Annotated in this window: 14 protein-coding genes and 3 pseudogenes; 7 read left to right on the top strand and 10 right to left on the bottom strand. The window is 37.8% G+C overall.

Annotated features, from left to right (window positions below):
• The first annotated feature begins 297 nt into the window (after positions 1 to 297).
• Complete coding sequence (locus ACM0OP_RS13600; protein ID WP_414528952.1) at positions 298 to 1,092, top strand: Ycf66 family protein; 795 nt, start codon at positions 298 to 300, stop codon at positions 1,090 to 1,092.
• A 96-nt stretch (positions 1,093 to 1,188) separates the two neighbouring features.
• Here the strand turns inward: ACM0OP_RS13600 and ACM0OP_RS13605 are convergent.
• From ACM0OP_RS13605 to ACM0OP_RS13625, 5 genes and pseudogenes are all read right to left on the bottom strand, one after another.
• Positions 1,189 to 1,371, bottom strand: a pseudogene (locus tag ACM0OP_RS13605) (hypothetical protein); the annotation flags it as partial.
• 11 nt (positions 1,372 to 1,382) lie between these two features.
• Positions 1,383 to 1,736 carry a DUF5615 family PIN-like protein gene (locus ACM0OP_RS13610; protein WP_414528953.1) on the bottom strand — a complete coding sequence of 118 codons (354 nt, stop codon included), beginning with the start codon at positions 1,734 to 1,736 and terminating at the stop codon, positions 1,383 to 1,385.
• Positions 1,733 to 1,969 (bottom strand): DUF433 domain-containing protein, encoded by a 237-nt coding sequence (locus ACM0OP_RS13615; RefSeq protein ID WP_414528954.1) that lies wholly within the window; start codon positions 1,967 to 1,969, stop codon positions 1,733 to 1,735. Before ACM0OP_RS13615 ends, ACM0OP_RS13610 begins: the two co-directional genes overlap by 4 nt.
• Positions 1,970 to 2,146: 177 nt before the next feature.
• Complete coding sequence (locus ACM0OP_RS13620) at positions 2,147 to 2,503, bottom strand: type II toxin-antitoxin system PemK/MazF family toxin (protein WP_414528955.1); 357 nt, start codon at positions 2,501 to 2,503, stop codon at positions 2,147 to 2,149.
• A complete protein-coding gene (locus ACM0OP_RS13625; protein ID WP_414528956.1) occupies positions 2,481 to 2,711 on the bottom strand; it encodes a hypothetical protein in 231 nt (76 codons plus the stop codon). The genes ACM0OP_RS13620 and ACM0OP_RS13625 overlap by 23 nt, the downstream gene beginning before the upstream one ends.
• Before the next feature lie 22 nt (positions 2,712 to 2,733).
• Here ACM0OP_RS13625 and ACM0OP_RS13630 point away from each other — a divergent pair.
• Positions 2,734 to 2,907, top strand: a pseudogene (locus tag ACM0OP_RS13630) (REP-associated tyrosine transposase); the annotation flags it as partial.
• Between the two features lie 84 nt (positions 2,908 to 2,991).
• Here ACM0OP_RS13630 and ACM0OP_RS13635 read toward each other — a convergent pair.
• Positions 2,992 to 4,014 carry an endonuclease NucS domain-containing protein gene (locus tag ACM0OP_RS13635; protein WP_414528957.1) on the bottom strand — a complete coding sequence of 341 codons (1,023 nt, stop codon included), beginning with the start codon at positions 4,012 to 4,014 and terminating at the stop codon, positions 2,992 to 2,994.
• A gap of 171 nt (positions 4,015 to 4,185) precedes the next feature.
• Between ACM0OP_RS13635 and ileS the strand changes: the two genes are divergently transcribed.
• Positions 4,186 to 7,062 (top strand): isoleucine--tRNA ligase, encoded by a 2,877-nt coding sequence (ileS, locus tag ACM0OP_RS13640; RefSeq protein ID WP_414528958.1) that lies wholly within the window; start codon positions 4,186 to 4,188, stop codon positions 7,060 to 7,062.
• 64 nt (positions 7,063 to 7,126) lie between these two features.
• On the opposite strand, the gene ACM0OP_RS13645 is transcribed toward ileS, so the two are convergent.
• On the bottom strand, positions 7,127 to 8,011 hold the full coding sequence (locus ACM0OP_RS13645; protein ID WP_414528959.1) for a ParA family protein: 885 nt from the start codon (positions 8,009 to 8,011) through the stop codon (positions 7,127 to 7,129).
• Between the two features lie 319 nt (positions 8,012 to 8,330).
• On the opposite strand from ACM0OP_RS13645, the gene ACM0OP_RS13650 reads away from it, so the two are divergent.
• Positions 8,331 to 9,713, top strand: coding sequence for an AAA family ATPase (locus ACM0OP_RS13650; RefSeq protein WP_414528960.1), 1,383 nt, complete (start codon positions 8,331 to 8,333; stop codon positions 9,711 to 9,713).
• Complete coding sequence (locus ACM0OP_RS13655; RefSeq protein ID WP_414528961.1) at positions 9,710 to 10,408, top strand: ParB N-terminal domain-containing protein; 699 nt, start codon at positions 9,710 to 9,712, stop codon at positions 10,406 to 10,408. Before ACM0OP_RS13650 ends, ACM0OP_RS13655 begins: the two co-directional genes overlap by 4 nt.
• A gap of 89 nt (positions 10,409 to 10,497) precedes the next feature.
• Here the strand turns inward: ACM0OP_RS13655 and ACM0OP_RS13660 are convergent.
• From ACM0OP_RS13660 to ACM0OP_RS13670, 3 genes and pseudogenes are all read right to left on the bottom strand, one after another.
• Positions 10,498 to 11,028, bottom strand: a pseudogene (locus ACM0OP_RS13660) (ribonuclease D); the annotation flags it as partial.
• A gap of 24 nt (positions 11,029 to 11,052) precedes the next feature.
• Positions 11,053 to 13,035, bottom strand: a complete 1,983-nt coding sequence (locus ACM0OP_RS13665; RefSeq protein WP_414528962.1) for an ATP-binding protein — start codon at positions 13,033 to 13,035, stop codon at positions 11,053 to 11,055.
• A 326-nt stretch (positions 13,036 to 13,361) separates the two neighbouring features.
• Positions 13,362 to 14,315 (bottom strand): glycosyltransferase family A protein, encoded by a 954-nt coding sequence (locus ACM0OP_RS13670; RefSeq protein WP_414528963.1) that lies wholly within the window; start codon positions 14,313 to 14,315, stop codon positions 13,362 to 13,364.
• Between the two features lie 171 nt (positions 14,316 to 14,486).
• Here ACM0OP_RS13670 and ACM0OP_RS13675 point away from each other — a divergent pair, with 171 nt between their 5' ends.
• On the top strand, positions 14,487 to 15,704 hold the full coding sequence (locus ACM0OP_RS13675) for a glycosyltransferase family 4 protein (RefSeq protein ID WP_414528964.1): 1,218 nt from the start codon (positions 14,487 to 14,489) through the stop codon (positions 15,702 to 15,704).
• Between the two features lie 434 nt (positions 15,705 to 16,138).
• Positions 16,139 to 17,052, top strand: a 914-nt coding sequence (locus tag ACM0OP_RS13680) for a PAS domain-containing protein (RefSeq protein WP_414528965.1), incomplete at its 3' end; no start/stop codon positions are given.

Below are 17,052 nucleotides of genomic sequence, written 5' to 3' on the forward strand. Positions count from 1 at the left end.
TCTTGCAGATCCTTTTATCTTTAGGGTAGACCGAGATTTTGGCTTCTCTCCTAAAGAAGACCTTAAGACTTGAATAAACTGCAAAATTTTACAATTAGCACAAAGAATTAATTGTGGCAACTGAATCTGGCTACACTTTGAAATTTGAGCCTCAAGTCCACTATCGCCGCAAGTTTAAAAAAACGCTACCAGTAACCGATGAGGAAGAGGCTGCTTTTAGATTAAGCTAAGTGAGCAATTAAGTTGCGAAACTTGCAAATTGCAAAATTGACATATCTAGGTAAGGAGTAACCAAAAATGCTGGCATATATTCTAGCTTTTGTGGTGGGACTGGGTAGTTTAGCCATTTACATAGCAGCGTTCTTTTTTCCAGAAATTCACCGTAAGAATGATTTTATCTGGAGTGGTGTCGGACTTTTCTATGCTTTAGTTTTATGGGTGTTTGCGCCCCGCATTACCGGAGGTTTATTACTCGGCCATATAGCTAGCGTGGCTCTTTTGGTGTGGTTTGGCTGGCAAACTCTCTCATTACGTCGTCAACTCACCCCCCAAGTAGAACAAACCCCAGTACCCAGTCCTGAAACTGTAAAAACTGGCATTCAGGAGCAAGTTAGTAAGTTCTCTCTCCAGGAAAAGTTGGCTCAATTGCAAGGGACTCTGGGTAATATCTTTAGCGGCGCGAAAAACAAGGCACAACAGACGATAACCAAAAAAACGACTGAAAGTCCCAGAACTGAGACAAAGACCGCTAAATCCGCCCAAAAACCTGCTGTTGAGATTATCGATAAAACTTCTGAGACACCAGAAGCACCAGCTGAAACGAAATCTGCAACGGAGGATGTCCCGGAAGTCACTCCAACTCCCCCAACTAAAGAAGTGGTAGCAGCAACCGATGAAACGCAATCTGCAACGGAGGATGTCCCGGAAGCAACTCCACCACATCCCGCGTCTGCGGAAATGGTAGCAGCAGCCCAAGTTGAGACGGAAGAAAAAGCACCGATTCCGGTTGCAGAAATTGCCCCGGATACAACACTTGCGCCCTCAGCAGAAGCGCCACCAGAACAAATACCACCGAATAATCAGGCTAGTTGACTTGGATCAAACCCAGCGTTGTTTAACATGGCGTTGGGTTTTAGTTAACTTTAGCTCAATGAGGTCAGGCGATGATCGCATTAATCCACCTTTAACTCACTTACCACCAAAATTCTCAATTCTGTTACTTAACAAATCTCCCCGATGCTCATCTGCTTCCTGTCTAGTCTGAGAAACCCACTCTTGAGCATCTTTACCCAATAACGGATAGGAAGCCATACCCTTTAAATCACTCCATTTGGTTTTTGATTGCGCTTGAATGATGTGCTTTTTCATCCGTTATGATCAATTTATTGATGTGCAATAATATTTTCTCGACTCATTTCAATGTAAGAGTGCTGTTTAAATAGCTCAATTAAATATGGAAAATTAAGAGAAAAAAGGGTTTCTAGTTCTGAATTTTTGATATTACCCGTCGTGATTAAAAGTAGTTTATAAGGTTGCTTAATTGTTAAAAAAGAGTTAACAAAGTCATAATCTTTAGTGATTAAAATTCTATTTTGTTGAATTGAGATAGCATTAATTTCAATATCTGATGTAGCATTTTGCGATGGTAAGTCTCTGGTATGGATGGTGTCATAATTTGAGGCTCTGAGAAAATTAGCAAGGCGAACTGGTAACTGAGCATCAATAATGAATTTCATGAAGCGATTTTATGAATGCTTTTTACTTGGCTGAGTCGAGCTGCAAATAACAGAACAGCCAAAATATCTTCCGATTCTAAGTCGTCATAATCTGCCAATATTTCCTCATTCGTCATGCCAGAACTGAGCATTTCTAGAATAAACTCAACAGGATAACGTAGTCCTCTAATGCAGGGTTTTCCGTGACAGATATGAGGATTTAGGGTGATACGTTGTAGCAGTGTGTTATCCATGCTGTGAGATATCCGCAAAAATGAGCATCATATATCAGGATAGCATCAGAGGCTAGAAAGTTAAAAGCGAGCGCGCATCATCTAGGATAATTTTAGCTCAATGAGGTCAGGCGATCGCCTCAAAATGTAACACAACTGTTAATGCTACTACGTCTAGTAATTGGGGTGTATTTTTAGTCATTTAATATTCAAAACAATAGCTAAAGCATTACTAATTTCCTTCATAATTTCTGCGGAAACAGTTCCCACTTGTTTAATTAGTCTTTGTTGAGAAATTGAACGAATTTGAAAAGTATCTGCTGTGGATAATTTGCTTAAATTATTCTCTGCTGTTGGTTCAATACTTATCATCCAAGGTACTTGTGCAAAAACTTCGTTCCAGCCTGTAATAGGTACAATAATCTTTAAGCGTAAAGTACCTATATCATCATTATTAACAATAATACAAGGTCGCGTTTTGCTAATTTCATCTCCTACGGTGGGATCAGCTTTATATAGCCAGATTTCACCTCTACGCATAATCTTGGTACTCATAAAAATCTTCATTACAAGTATCAACAAATTTTGTCAAACTGCTTTCTGTTTCGTAATAGGAATGCATAATTTCCGCAGCAGCAGTTAAGCTAAGTTTTTTTGGTTTTTCCATTTCTTCACGCATGAGTTTTAATGCAAATTCAATCATCTCTAGTCTTTCGACATTAGGCATTTTTTTGATAGCTTCTAAAATTTGCGGGTTAATCATAATTCTGGCAATTATTACTAGCTTCCATTATCATGTTGAATATATTCATTATAATCCCGTGAAACATGGTTTGCTAACAGCACCAAAAGATTGGCAATATTCCAGTTTTCCCCGCGCTGTGCGTCAAGGTATGTATGACATAATGTGGGGTGCAGGTGAGGAAATTATTTTTGATGATCATATTGGTAATGAGTAGGTCGGATTCAATGAAATGAAACCCAACATTAACATCAAAAGTTTTGGGTTTCGTTCCTCAAGCTAACCTACAATTAAACTAATTTTAATTAATTCTTTCTAACCATGTTTGCAACGCTTGATTAACAATATTTTTAGTTTCAGCAACAAATATTTGGTTGTATACTTGTCCTAAATGTATAAGTTCTGAAAATAATCTTCCTGAATCTTTTGGCACAGAATAAAAGATTTTATTAAAGAATTTTTCCCACAATATACTTTTTTCTTTCACAGGAACATATCGCGAATATGTGAGATATTCCTCCGTTGTATCAACTTGCATTCTAGCAATAGTTTTATTTTGACGGTTGGGAATAATTAGCCATAAAAATAATATAATCTTCTTTGATTTTCTATCAAACGAAAATTCTGCACATTGTCTCAATTTATCTTTGCCATATCTACTTGCATAGACAATACTTTTGTTAACTATGATTTCTTCTATCCTATGATCGAAACCTAGTATCTGCTGTCTGATTTGTTTTAAATTTTCTAATTCCGTTTCTGTTAATGCACCTAGCCAATCTAATAATAATCTTGGTGCTTCAGGAATGTTATCATTTTGTTGATTTTGTAAATTAACTTGTTGATAATTAATTTTTATCAGCTTTGCTTCTGACTGGTTAGAAATTTGAGATACAGAAAAATAAAATTCGTTATCTTCTTTACACAGAATATAAAAAGTAAATAGCTCGAAGTTTAAACGGCTATGTTTTTCATCAATTAAATTATGGCGATGAAAATTAGGACATATTGCTAACAACCGAACCTCTTGCTCATAATCAACATTATCTTTAAAAGGTTGTTCTTCTCTTAAATTCTCATAATAGCGTGTCAGTTGATTAATAATATAACGATCTTGTGTATTTTTCAATTCAATAATAGTTAGTTGATTATTTTTGCCAATTCCTATAATGTCACAAACCTCTCCTTGTATATATAATTGCCGTGCTAAAGGCTTTAGTTCAAATATTTCTTCTAAATTATCCCAAACAAAGGTTTCTAATTCAGACTCATCAATAAATTTCCAACCTTGAGCAGTTTTTTGTAATGCTACTTTGTTTTTCATCTTGGTGATAGCAGTAATAATATATTTAATTTATACTAAAAATCACCTAATTCTACTTATTCAGTTCTGTAGGTTGGGTTGAGGTAAAGAAATCCGGGCTACGACCTAGATTAATGCTCATCTCTTATAATTGATCGGATAACCTGCACATATAATCTTAGGCATGAGACTGTGACAGAACCTGGAAACTACAAAGATACGGTAAACTTACCCAAGACTAAATTCGATATGCGGGCTAACGCTATCAAGCGGGAACCTGAAATCCAAAAATTCTGGGCGGAAAATAACATTTACGATCGCCTATCGCAAGAAAACCCCGGCGAATTATTTATACTCCATGATGGGCCTCCCTACGCCAACGGCTCATTGCATATTGGTCATGCTTTAAATAAAATTCTCAAAGATATTATTAACCGCTACCAATTACTACAAGGGCGTAAAGTTAGATACGTGGCAGGGTGGGATTGTCACGGATTACCCATTGAGTTGAAAGTTCTGCAAAATATGAAGTCGGCAGAACGGCAAAATTTAACGCCTTTAAAATTGCGGCAAAAAGCCAAAGAGTTTGCTCTAGCTACTGTAGATGAACAACGGGAATGTTTTAAACGCTATGGTGTTTGGGGTGATTGGGATCATCCTTATCTGACGCTGAAGCCGGAATATGAAGCGGCGCAAATTGGTGTCTTCGGTCAGATGGTGTTAAAAGGATACATCTATCGCGGTTTGAAGCCGGTTCACTGGAGTCCTAGTTCTAAAACTGCGCTGGCTGAGGCTGAGTTGGAATATCCAGAGGGTCACACTTCGAGAAGTATCTATGCAGCTTTTCCCATTACCGGGCTGTCTGACGCTGCTAAACCTGTGTTGGCTGAATTTTTGCCGGATTTGGGTGTGGCTATCTGGACTACTACTCCTTGGACGATTCCGGGGAATTTGGCTGTGGCGGTGAATGGTGATTTGAATTATTCTGTGGTGGAGGTGTCACGCAGAGGCGCAGAGGCGCAGAGTGAGTTTTTGATTGTGGCTACTGATTTGGTGGAAAGGTTGGCTGGTATTTTGGATGCTGAGTTGACTGTAAAAGCCACATTCAAAGGGCAGGTTTTAGAACATTCTACTTATCGTCATCCTTTGTTTGACCGGGAGAGTCCGGTGGTGGTTGGTGGTGATTATATTACTACTGAGTCGGGTACTGGGTTGGTACATACTGCACCTGGTCACGGTCAAGAAGATTACATTGTTGGTCAGCGTTATGGTTTGCCGATTCTTGCGCCTGTGGATGACAATGGTGATTTTACTCAGGAGGCGGGTGAGTTTGCTGGGTTGAATGTTTTGGGTGATGGAAATCAGGCGGTAATTGATGCGCTGACTGCGGCTGGTTCTTTGTTGAAGGAGGAAGCTTACGCGCACAAGTATCCTTATGATTGGCGGACGAAGAAGCCGACGATTTTCCGGGCGACTGAACAATGGTTTGCTTCGGTGGCTGGTTTTAGGGAAGAAGCTTTAAAGGCGATCACTACTGTAAAATGGATTCCAGCCCAAGGTGAAAATCGCATCACGCCAATGGTTGCAGAACGTTCAGATTGGTGTATTTCCCGTCAGCGTTCTTGGGGTGTACCCATTCCGGTTTTCTATGATGAAGCTACCGGGGAACCACTGCTGAATGAGGAAAGTATCAACCACGTCCAAGGAATTATTGCTGAGAAAGGTTCTAATGCTTGGTGGGAAATGTCGGTTGAGGAATTATTACCAGAGTCTTACCGCCATAATGGCAAGTCTTACCGCAAAGGTACAGACACAATGGATGTATGGTTTGATTCTGGTTCATCTTGGGCATCTGTAGTTAAACAGCGTCCAGAATTACGCTATCCTGCTGATATGTATTTGGAAGGTTCTGACCAACACCGGGGATGGTTTCAGTCAAGTTTGCTCACCAGTGTAGCGGTAAATGGCATTGCACCTTACAAAACGGTATTAACTCACGGCTTTGTTTTAGATGAACAAGGGCGAAAAATGAGTAAGTCGGTGGGGAATGTGGTTGACCCTCAAATTGTGATTAATGGCGGGAAAGACCAGAAAAAGGAACCGGCTTATGGTGCTGATATCCTGCGGTTGTGGGCTTCGTCGGTAGATTATTCTTCTGATGTGCGTCTGGGTGGTAACATCATTAAGCAAATGAATGATGTCAGAGGCAAGATTCGCAATACAGCGCGGTTTCTGTTGGGTAGCTTGGATGATTTTGACCCGGTAAAAGATGCAGTACCCCTGGAGGATTTACCAGAACTTGACCGCTATATGCTACACCGCATGACTGAGGTGTTTCAGGAAGTTACCGCCGCTTTTGAAAGTTTCCAATTCTTCCGCTTTTTCCAAACTGTGCTGAATTTCTGCGTTGTGGATTTATCCAACTTCTATTTAGATGTTGCCAAAGATAGATTGTACATCAGTTCTCCGGATGCTTTCCGTCGCCGCAGTTGTCAAACGGTTTTGCAAATTGCTTTAGAGAATTTAGCAAGGGCGATCGCACCTGTATTGTGTCACACTGCTGAAGATATCTGGCAATTTATCCCTTACCAAACACCATGCAAATCAGTGTTTCAAGCTGGTTGGGTGCAGGTAGATAAAAAATGGCTTAATCCTGAATTGGCTGAATTTTGGCAACAAGTCCGCAAAATTCGTGATGATGTGAATAAGGTGTTAGAACAAGCCAGGGGAGAAAAAATGATTGGTTCTTCCCTAGAAGCAAAAATCCTGCTATATGTCAAGGATGAGCAATTACGTTCTGCGGTAAAAGCCCGAAATCCGGAAATTGGTAATGGTATCGACGAACTGCGGTATCTGTTTATTACCTCCCAAGTGGAAGTTTTAGACTCTGCGGAAGCATTGCAAGGATTGAAATATAATTTGCAGTCTGATAGTTGGGGAATTGGTGTGGTAGATGCAGAGGGGAAAAAGTGCGATCGCTGTTGGAATTACTCCACCCATGTGGGAGAATTAGCAGAGCATCCCCTACTGTGTGAAAGGTGCGTTCCAGCCTTAGCCGGAGAATTTTAGAAAGTAGGGAGTAAGGGGACAAGATAGATTCTTTCCCACTCCCCACTCCCCACTCCCCACTCCCCTACAACTTCTGCAACAACTCCTGAGTTAACTGAGTAAATGCTTTTGAACCAGATGATTGAGGCGCATTTAATACAACCGGCATAAAACTATCAACAGCCTTAGCCACATTCATATCAACTGGGATTTGTGCTTTACAAATTTTATCCACACCAAAATCTTCCACAACCCGGTGCATAACTTGTCTATAATACCTGCCATTGAGCAGATTAGAACTAGCCATACTAAAGACAATTCCCAGCATTTGGATATTTATCTTAGCTTCGTGTTCGTGACTGTCTTTTAATTTCGCAATCCGTCTTTCTAATAGCTGAATACCCACCACAGATAAAGGTTCTGGTTTAGCAGGCAAAATATAGAAATCACTTGCAGCCAAAGCACTCCGAGTTAATAAATTATAGCCAGGCGCACAATCTAACAGAATGAAATCATACTCATCGCGCACTGGTTTTAAAATATTATTTATCAACACTCTTTCAAAGCGATTCCACACAGTTTCAAAATCTTGTTCACCCAAAATTTTCGATTGTTCGTGTAGCATTTCGGAAACCACAAATTCATCATATAAGTCAATATCTCCGGGTAATAAATCTAGTCCATTTAGATTACAAACTTGAGATTGAATAATATCTTGAATTGTCAGTGTGGCTTCTGGTTCCGGACTGATAACTTGGTCAATTAAATATCTAAATGTCTTCCGTTGTTTGCGAAGTTTGGCAAAGCCTAAAGGGGACATTAAACTCAGTGTAGCGCTGATTTGGCTATCTAAATCCAGCACTAGCACCCGCTTACTATGATTTTTGGCTAAACAAGTAGCTATGTTGACAGTGAGGGTAGTTTTACCAACACCGCCTTTCATATTTGCAGTAGCAATTACATATCCCATTGGTTAAATCCTTTGTTGACGCATTCCCATATTGATGCTAAATCATTACCACAATTTTTCAGTTTTTTTATCAGGCCACGCCCCGCTTAACTAACACGCAGAGAGTCTGATTTAAGGCATCAAACCTGCCGTAAGTATAAAAAAATTTATTGAGTAGAAGTATAATATATTTATTCATATTTAGTAATAATACTAGATATAGTAATATTTCTATACATACCATATAGCAATTATGATCACACAGTCTTAAGTATCTATGTTATCTTTTAAACTGCATACGGTTTTTGCCCATGTAGCAATTTTATTGAGGTAAAGTATATTGCCGTTTAATCCTGAACTGTGTCGTAATGAAAGCGAAGTTGAAAGCAAACTCATAGTTCAGTATTTGCTGCCAGAGTTAGGGTATACTCCCGATACATGGCATCAAGAAGTTGCACTGGGTAGCATTCGTTTGGATTTTTTAGCATTTGCTGTACAAGTTATCCCCTTGGTTTTAGATGCTAATTCCCCGATGAGTGTTGTCATGGAGGCCAAGCATCCCAAGCAAAATTTAAATAATCATGTTCACCGACTCAGGTATTATTTAACTAGTTTGAATATCCGCTATGGGTTGCTGACTAATGGTAAGGAAATCAGAATTTATGAAAAGTTGCAATATGATATTCAGCTAGTATTTGAGTGTAATGGGAAGGATGTTGAAACAAAAATAGATAAAATTAAAGATATTATTGGTAGATATATTCTGAAAAAAATATCACCTATAAATCAGTTAAATATTCAATTATTTGACAAAAATTTAAATTCAGATATTAAGAGGCAACATTCAATGAAAAAAATTGCAATTTACCACAATAAAGGCGGCGTTGGTAAAACTACTATCGCAGTTAACCTTGCGGCTGCTTTGAGAAAACAAGGTAAAAATGTACTATTGATTGATATAGATTCTCAGGCGAATACAACTTTTGCTACAGGGTTAATCAAATTTCAATTTGAAGAAGATGATGACCTAAAAGACAACAATGTATTTCATTTATTAGACTCAGGAGAATTTAATTTTATTTCAGATATAGTACGTAAATCAGATTATTTCAATAACCCAGAAATTGATGTGATTCCTTCTCACATTACGTTAATTCAAGAGCAAGAAAAACTTAACAATATCCTCGCTAGTAGAAGTAGGCTAGTTTCCAAACTACAACGAGTAGAAAATGAATATGACATTGTAATTATTGACACGCCGCCCTCAAGAGATTTGTATGCCCAAGTTGCACTAATTGCGGCTGATTACCTGATTATTCCTTCAGATTTAAAACCTTTTGCTAATCAAGGTTTACCAACCGTGAAAAATTTTGTCACCGAAATTAATGAGTCTAGAGAAGTGATGGGTAAGCAGCCTATTAATATACTGGGAGTCCTTGCTTCTAAAATTTCAACTAATGCTAAATTTTTACAGTACACTTTTCCAAGACAAAGAGAAGTAATTTCAGATCGTTATCAAATACCACTTATGGAAACAGTAATATATGATAGATCAGCATTGTCAGAATGTATGAATCAGACTATACAAGTTGGAGATTTAGAATATCCTGATCCTAAGTCTATTATGAAATTCGCAGAATCCAAAACTTCGGCTCAAATTTCTGCTGAAGAATTTAAAATTCTAGCTGATGAAGTTCTTCAAAAAATTGGAGTTGCACAATGATTAAATTTTCCTTAGTAGATGTAAAATCTATCAGTTCTGATGTACCTCGTTCAAATTTTGCAGAGGCTGATTTAGAAAACCTTGCGGATATGATTTTAGAGAGTGGCGGTCTTATTAAACCGCTAGTTTTGAAAGGCTCAGGGTTAGAGACTTATACAGTAATTGACGGACATTTTGAATATTATGGTGCTGTCCGAGCCAAAGAAAAAAATCCTCGCCAAGGTGAAATGGTTAATGCTTGTGTCATATTACCAAAAGAAGAAAATATAATTATCAAGCAAGCCTCAGCTATTCAACATATAGATGTATTACCGACTGGAATATCTGGGACAACAAACGTAGAATCACGCTTAACAAACCTGGAATTACGCCTTGAGAAGCAACTTAATGAGTTGAAGTCACAACTAATGCAAGAAAGGCAAATAACAGATGATAAATTTAAACAACTGGAAAGCGATATTCCTGAAAAAGCTGAACAGAACAATCCCCTCAATTTACTAAATACTTTGGATAAATTTGAGTTATCTAAAAAATTAGGTAACTCTAGAATTAGTGGCGCAGAAAAACTTGCCAAAGCTATAGTAGAAGCTAGGCAGAAAAAGCCTAACAAAAAGTTTGATGACTATCGTGATGTGAGAAAATCTGTGAAAGGTTTAGGTGAAAATGGTATTTTAACTATTATTGATATGTGGTGAAAAGACAGATAGTTAATGTAGTCAAACCTGATTATAGTTAGTTATTTAGGATTGAAATCTAACATGGATAAACTGGAATCCAAAATCTTGATTTCTAATAACTTCCGATGGACAGCAGCCAAATAAACCGTATCCATCGCCGCATACTTGAGTTGCTTGTTACTCAGGGGACGCTTTCCCCAATCGCTACCTCCTTCATCTGCATCAACATTGACAAAATTACAAAGTTCTGATGCTAAAGTTTTGAGTTTTAAATTGGAGACTTTCAGGCGATCGCGGGTAATTTTTCTAGCTATTTGGTATGTACAAGTAATATTTTGTGCGAGTTTTTTTCCTAAATACTTGAGGTCAAAACCAGAATTGTGAAAAACCTTCTCAATGTTGGGATTAATCATGACGTGGTTAATAAAATATTCTGCCAAATCAGGTTTATCTAATACATCGAGAAGGTAAGCAGATACGCCTGTGGAATCTTTAGGATCAGCCAATACCTGAATCAGCGATAATCTGGGATAGTGAGTAGTGCAATCTGCAATTTCTGTATCTAACCACAGAGTTTGAGAAGATGTGACTGTGGAGATAAACTCCCGGATTTCTGTTGCTGTTGTCAGGTAGTGCATTGACTGAAAATTTATAAAAAAGAATTAACTTTCACCAATTATAAAAATTAATTGGTCTTCAAAATTGGCTTGAGGGTTGACAATCTTTACTTTGTTTTCCTGACATAACATACCAATGAAGTGTTGAATTTCACTTTCTTGAACATCGGGAAACTGATTGACTGCTTGAGAAATTAAAGTGGTAATACCGATTAAATTTTGGGTTGCGACTAAATTGAATAAAAAATCTTTGACAGGAGAAGCAGTATTACTCCCAGCTTGGCGAACAATTCCTAACTCCTGTAATAAAACACAATTATGTAAAATTCTTGACTTGCGGATTAAGGTTTGCAATAGCTGTAAATTAATGGTTTTATATCCAATCACTAATTCTTGGGAAAGTGCAGAGTTAACCAAGTAGTTGTAAGTGGCTAAGTAATGAACTGACTGAATAGTTGGTTGAATGTGAAGATGCTGATTATTGGTAAAAATCTCGTTATAGATTTTATTATCAGCAGGTTTTGATATTCCTTCATTCCCCATTCTAATCAAGACCAGTTTTTGGCAGAGTTTTTGCTTAATTGTTTTTTGACAAGTATCCATAATCTCCAGAAAACTTTTCATGTTTGCATCTTCTGTCCAGATTATGCCTACTTTTTCTTTTTGTTCGGAGTGTTGATAACTACAGGAATAACTGGCATATTTTCCTGAGATCAGTTTATGTCTGACTAACCCTACTTCTGATGCTTCTAAGGCGATTTCCAACATCCGAATTAGTTCAGGTGATGATAGCAGGGAGATTTTGGGAAATTTTTCTTGAACTTTTTTATATTCTTCCTGCCAGAGTACTTGAAATTCTGCTTTAGGATCTAGTTCTCCTTTCCCATTGATCCCAATAATTTTATTTTTATATTTCTGATATTGGCTTCTTCCTAAAAGTAATACGTTTCTGGGGTCAGTTTTACCGCCGGGAAAACATTTTTCTAATATTTGCCGATTTAAGGGAGCGATGGGTGATTCTAGTGGGGGTGTAGCTGGTTGATGTACTGTCTGTAAGATATATTTCCACAGTGATTCAGCTTGATTTATGTCAATGTTTTTTAGTGTGATGACTTTATCTACTTTGGCTTTATCAGCCTGTGTGATTTGTTTCCAAATTTTCTTCCAAGGATCTGTAGCGATGGTGATAATAATCAGAAAATTTTGGATAGTTTCGTTGTGAACTGTGGTGTTGGCTTTAAATATTGCTTGTGGAGTGTATAACCAATTGGGTACGCTTTCTACTTGGTCAAAACATAAAACAATTGGCTGAGTTGCTGTAGAAATTTTACCAAAGTTTGCTAAGATATTTTTTGCACCATCTTCTGTGTCGATGCAGTTTTTAACGTTTAAAGCCTCCATTGATCTTTCACTTAGGTTATCTCCTCGTAACCACTCGCAAGCTAGAGGATAAAGTTGGGGATCTGTGAGGTCATATAAAACTCCGAAAAAGTTTTCCGGATCATAAATGTTATAACTTTGATAGGTTTCGGTGAGATGTTTAACAAATTTTTGCCGATCAGTCAGTAATAAATCCAAAACGTTATCGTTAAAAAGTTTCTTTTTGATATCGTTTTTGAGAAAGTCTGATACGCTTTTTAGCCAGAGAATTAACTGAGATTCTCGTTTTCCATCTGGGACTTGAATTAAACTATCTACTGTGTAGCGCAAGATATGTCGCCAGATGTAATCATCATCAACCCAGGGTCCGATATAAGCAAAGAATGCTTTGGGGTTAAGAGTGGTTTTGAGTCTACCTAAAACGTAGCTTTTACCGGAACCGGAGTCACCAACAAGCAGGAGAGTCCGACTAAAGTTATCGGTAGTTACTAGGTTGAGAACTTGTTCAATTTCGGCTATGGATTCTTGATGAATTGAAGGAACCATAGCTTCCTGATGTTGGTTTTTAACCCAAAAGTTCCCTGTTCTGTAATTTACTTGGTCAAAGGGATTAATATTGTGTTTTATAATCTCGTTGATAGATGCCATAGTTAATGATTGTGATGGAGGAAAGTTATTGATGGGAAACTAATTCATCTAATTTACGAATGCTTTCTCAAGATATCTGTCTAATTGAGATTGGGAATCGTTTGAGAAAAAATCACATTTTTATTCTTACCCTGAAAAATTTTAAATCTAAGGGTATTTTCACTGATATTTTTCCGAAATTTTACACAATCCTACAGATATCTGAGTAAATGGGTGTGATCAATATTAACGAATTTAAGTATTTTCCTGTAGTAATTAGATTGTTATGCGATCGCCTGTTAACCTATGATTAATAATTACCCATAACTTCAACCTATCCAAAAATATTACTGCTGGGTTTTTTGTTTTAATTTGAGTTTAAGTAATTTAGCCAGAGTCCGGGGAATACCATATAATTTGTTAAATGCCAGATTCCAAAAATAACCATATTGGGGAAAAACTTTGATTAACAGAATATCGGAAAAAATATGAAATCGGGGTGGTTTTAATGCTGGATCTTTATCAATATATCTAATTTGTTCTGGTTTCGGCATCCAATGACCAATAATAGCATCTTGATGGAAAAATTGAGCTTGGATAAATAACCCTGCTAATCTATCCAAACCAATGGCTGGTATCCAAGTAACTGCGCCAATTACTCTTGTCGTTCGGGAAAGTTCTGGTAATCCTTGTTGAATTAGATCATTGCGCCAAATGATATTATTAAAGTTTTCAAAATGATAACCTTCATTATCTCTTCTGTTCAGAAAAGGCCAAATTAAATACCGCCAGTCAAATTTTTTCTTTAAGGGAGCAATGGGAACTTCTAATAACCCCTGATAGTTACCTTTGTCATAAGGAAAAGGATTTTCGGCTGTTTTTCTGCATACTGCTAGTTGAGTAACATCAGGAATTTCTGCCCAAGGTTGCTTAATTCGCTGTTCGTCGTTGATATCTATATTTAGTTTTTGTAATCTGAGAATCCAGCTTTCAGGAAATATGTTAAAGTATTTGCTGATTAATTCACATACTTGAGGATGCACATAATCATCATCATCTAACGCTAAAACATATTTGCCGGTGGCGTTGAGAAAACCTACATATCTTTGTAACCACTCGCCTTTATAGGGACTGACTATAACTTTGACTCTCGGATCATTAATCAGTTTAATGTTGACTTGAGGAGGATAAATAAAGACAAATTGTACAGCACCTTCAACTTTTAAGAGGTTTTCTAGCCAATAATCTGAAAATTTCCCTAATGTAGCTGTAACTATAGATAGTAATGGTTGGTTATTCATCTGTGATTTCTACACACCTGATAAACTGATTTACGGGAATTTATACATTATGATCTGTGTGCAGATTTTAGTCTAGCTTTTGATTTACTAAGCTGTTATTAACATGATATTAATATATCAGCTTTGTAAGTAATAACTCATACAAGTAAATTAAAATATTACAGAAATTATATGCGGATTCTCATGTTATCTTCTACATTTCCTTATCCACCCAGTCGTGGGGGAACTGAAATTAGAACTTTTAATTTGCTCAAGTATTTACAGCGAAACCATTCTGTGACTTTAGTGACGCAGCAGGATGAAGGGGTGGCGCTGAGTGATGTGGAGGAATTAAGGAAATATGTCAGTGAGTTGATGGTTTTTCCTTTACCGCCAGATGTGGCAGAAAAAAAGGCCGTCGCCCGAATATTTGGTAAAATTGGTCGGTTTACAGAGTCAGTAATTAAAGCTACTCCTCCTAATGTGTTACATCGCTATGCACCCGAGATTCAAGCTTTAGTAGATAATTATGTCGCAGCGCAGCAGTTTGATGTGATTACCTGTGAACATAGTGTGAATGAAATATATATTAGACCAGAATTTCGCCACAGGATTAAGACGGTTGTAGATATTCATAGCTCAGTTTATAGCTGGACTAATGACCATTTAAAAATGGGTGCTTCTCAAAATCCTTTACGCGATCGCCTGTATCTGTCCTTAATTCTCAAACGCTACGAACAGCGTTACTGCAATAAATTCTCTCACATTGTTGTCACCACAGAAGACGATCGCCAAGAATTTCTCAAACTGCGCCCAGAAATGGAAATTCAAGTCATACCCAATGGTGTAGATTTAGACTTATTTCCCTATCGTTCCCACGATCCTGGCGGACACAAATTAATTTTTGTAGGAGCAATGGATGCATCCCATAATATAGATGCAGCCCGCTTTTTCGCCTTAGAGGTATTACCAGAACTGCAAAAATCCTATGCTGATGCTACCTTTAGCATCGTCGGTACTAGACCAGCACCAGAAATTTTAGCACTGAAAGAAATTCCAGGAGTTATCGTCACTGGTCGTATTCCCTCAATGGTGGAATATCTACACCAATCCACTGTGTGTGTAGTCCCTCTGCGGACTGGTTTTGGGATTAAAAATAAAACTTTAGAAGCAATGGCTGCTGGTGTCCCCGTAGTGGCGAGCGATCGCGGTTTAGAAGGATTAGCGATAGATACCCCCATCCGCGCCTTACGCGCCAATCAACCCCAAGATTATGTGAGCGCCATTAGCCAATTATTTGAGAGTCCCCCACTGCGTGATCAATTGTCTAAGAACGGTAGAGAACTGATAGAAACCCAATTTACTTGGGCGATCGCCGGAAAAAGCTATGAACAGATTTGTTTAGAATGAGTGGGGAGTAGGGAGTAGGGTACAAGCTTTTCGGTGTCTAACTTTCATCATTAGTTTATGTCCTAAAGTTCTTGGCGGTTGCGATCAATCGAAAAGGAGTCCTATATATCGAAAAAACTCAATCACAAAAATACTGTTTAACCGCAGTTTGTAATATTGTCTTACTCAAGAGAGAAGTTAGATTTAGTCCTAAAATGTAAACTTTTAATAACAAAACATCCGTTATCCCCCTTATGTCACACCCATTTTGTGCTACGTTGAGAAATTAGAAAAACCTAGAAAATATGTACATATTTCAAGTTCTCAGCAACAGCAGTTGCTTCTGATTTACAGTTTCATCATTAAGAATCTTCACGAGTAAAGTAATTAATCCAAATTACGGATGTATGGGAATTATTTGCTCAACCTCTGCAAGCAAGTAGCGGGAATTTCAGGTGAACATAGAACAATTCTTTCAAAACACAGAAGCACTACATAGCCGTTTAGCCGACTTGTACCAAACAGCTAGTGTATTACCTTGGATTCCCCCGGAAATGCTACCCCAAGCCTTTAAGGAACTCTACAGCAACTCGAAAATGGTACAAGTAGCGGCGGAGGAACTGTATCAGCAAAACGAAGAACTAATTTCAACACAAAACCATCTAGAAGCCGAACGCCAACGCTATCAAGATTTATTCGAGTTTGCACCAGATGGCTATTTAATCACTAATACTGAAGGAATCATTCAAGAAGCGAATCTAGCCGCAACCCAATTACTTAATATTTCTAAACAATTGCTGGTAGGTAAACCCATCGTTAATTTTGTCTGCTTAGAAGAAAGACAAATTTTTCGTTGTGAACTGAACCACCTATATCACTCAGATAGAGTTAGAGAATTAGTAGTGCGTCTACAAGCAGATCATGGAGACTCTTTTGATGCAGCTTTTACAGTATCCGTAGTGCGTAATCAGCAGGGTAAAGTAAACTCTCTGCGTTGGCTGCTGCGTAATATTCATGAACGTCAAAAAAAGCAAACACAATTCATCGATAACAACAGTGATCTGCTTCAACATCGCCCTATACATAAACATATTAAAGGCGAAACTATTCCTCTCAACCCTTTAGTAGTGTGGTATGTGCGCCAAGGTTTAGTTAAACTGAATACTTTTTCGGAAACTGGGGAAGAAATATTGCTGGGATTAGCAACTAGAGAGATGGTTTTTGGGACTAATATGACTTCTTTACCTATTTATCAAGCCACAGCCCTTTCAGATGTAGAATTATCTTCAATTTCTGTAGGAGAGATAGCATTAAACCCAGAAATGTTGAATCTCGTTACAAAACTTTACATATTCAGGTATAGTAGTTT

Source organism: Nodularia chucula CCY0103, from assembly GCF_963923915.1.
In the GTDB taxonomy this organism is placed as follows: domain Bacteria; phylum Cyanobacteriota; class Cyanobacteriia; order Cyanobacteriales; family Nostocaceae; genus Nodularia; species Nodularia chucula.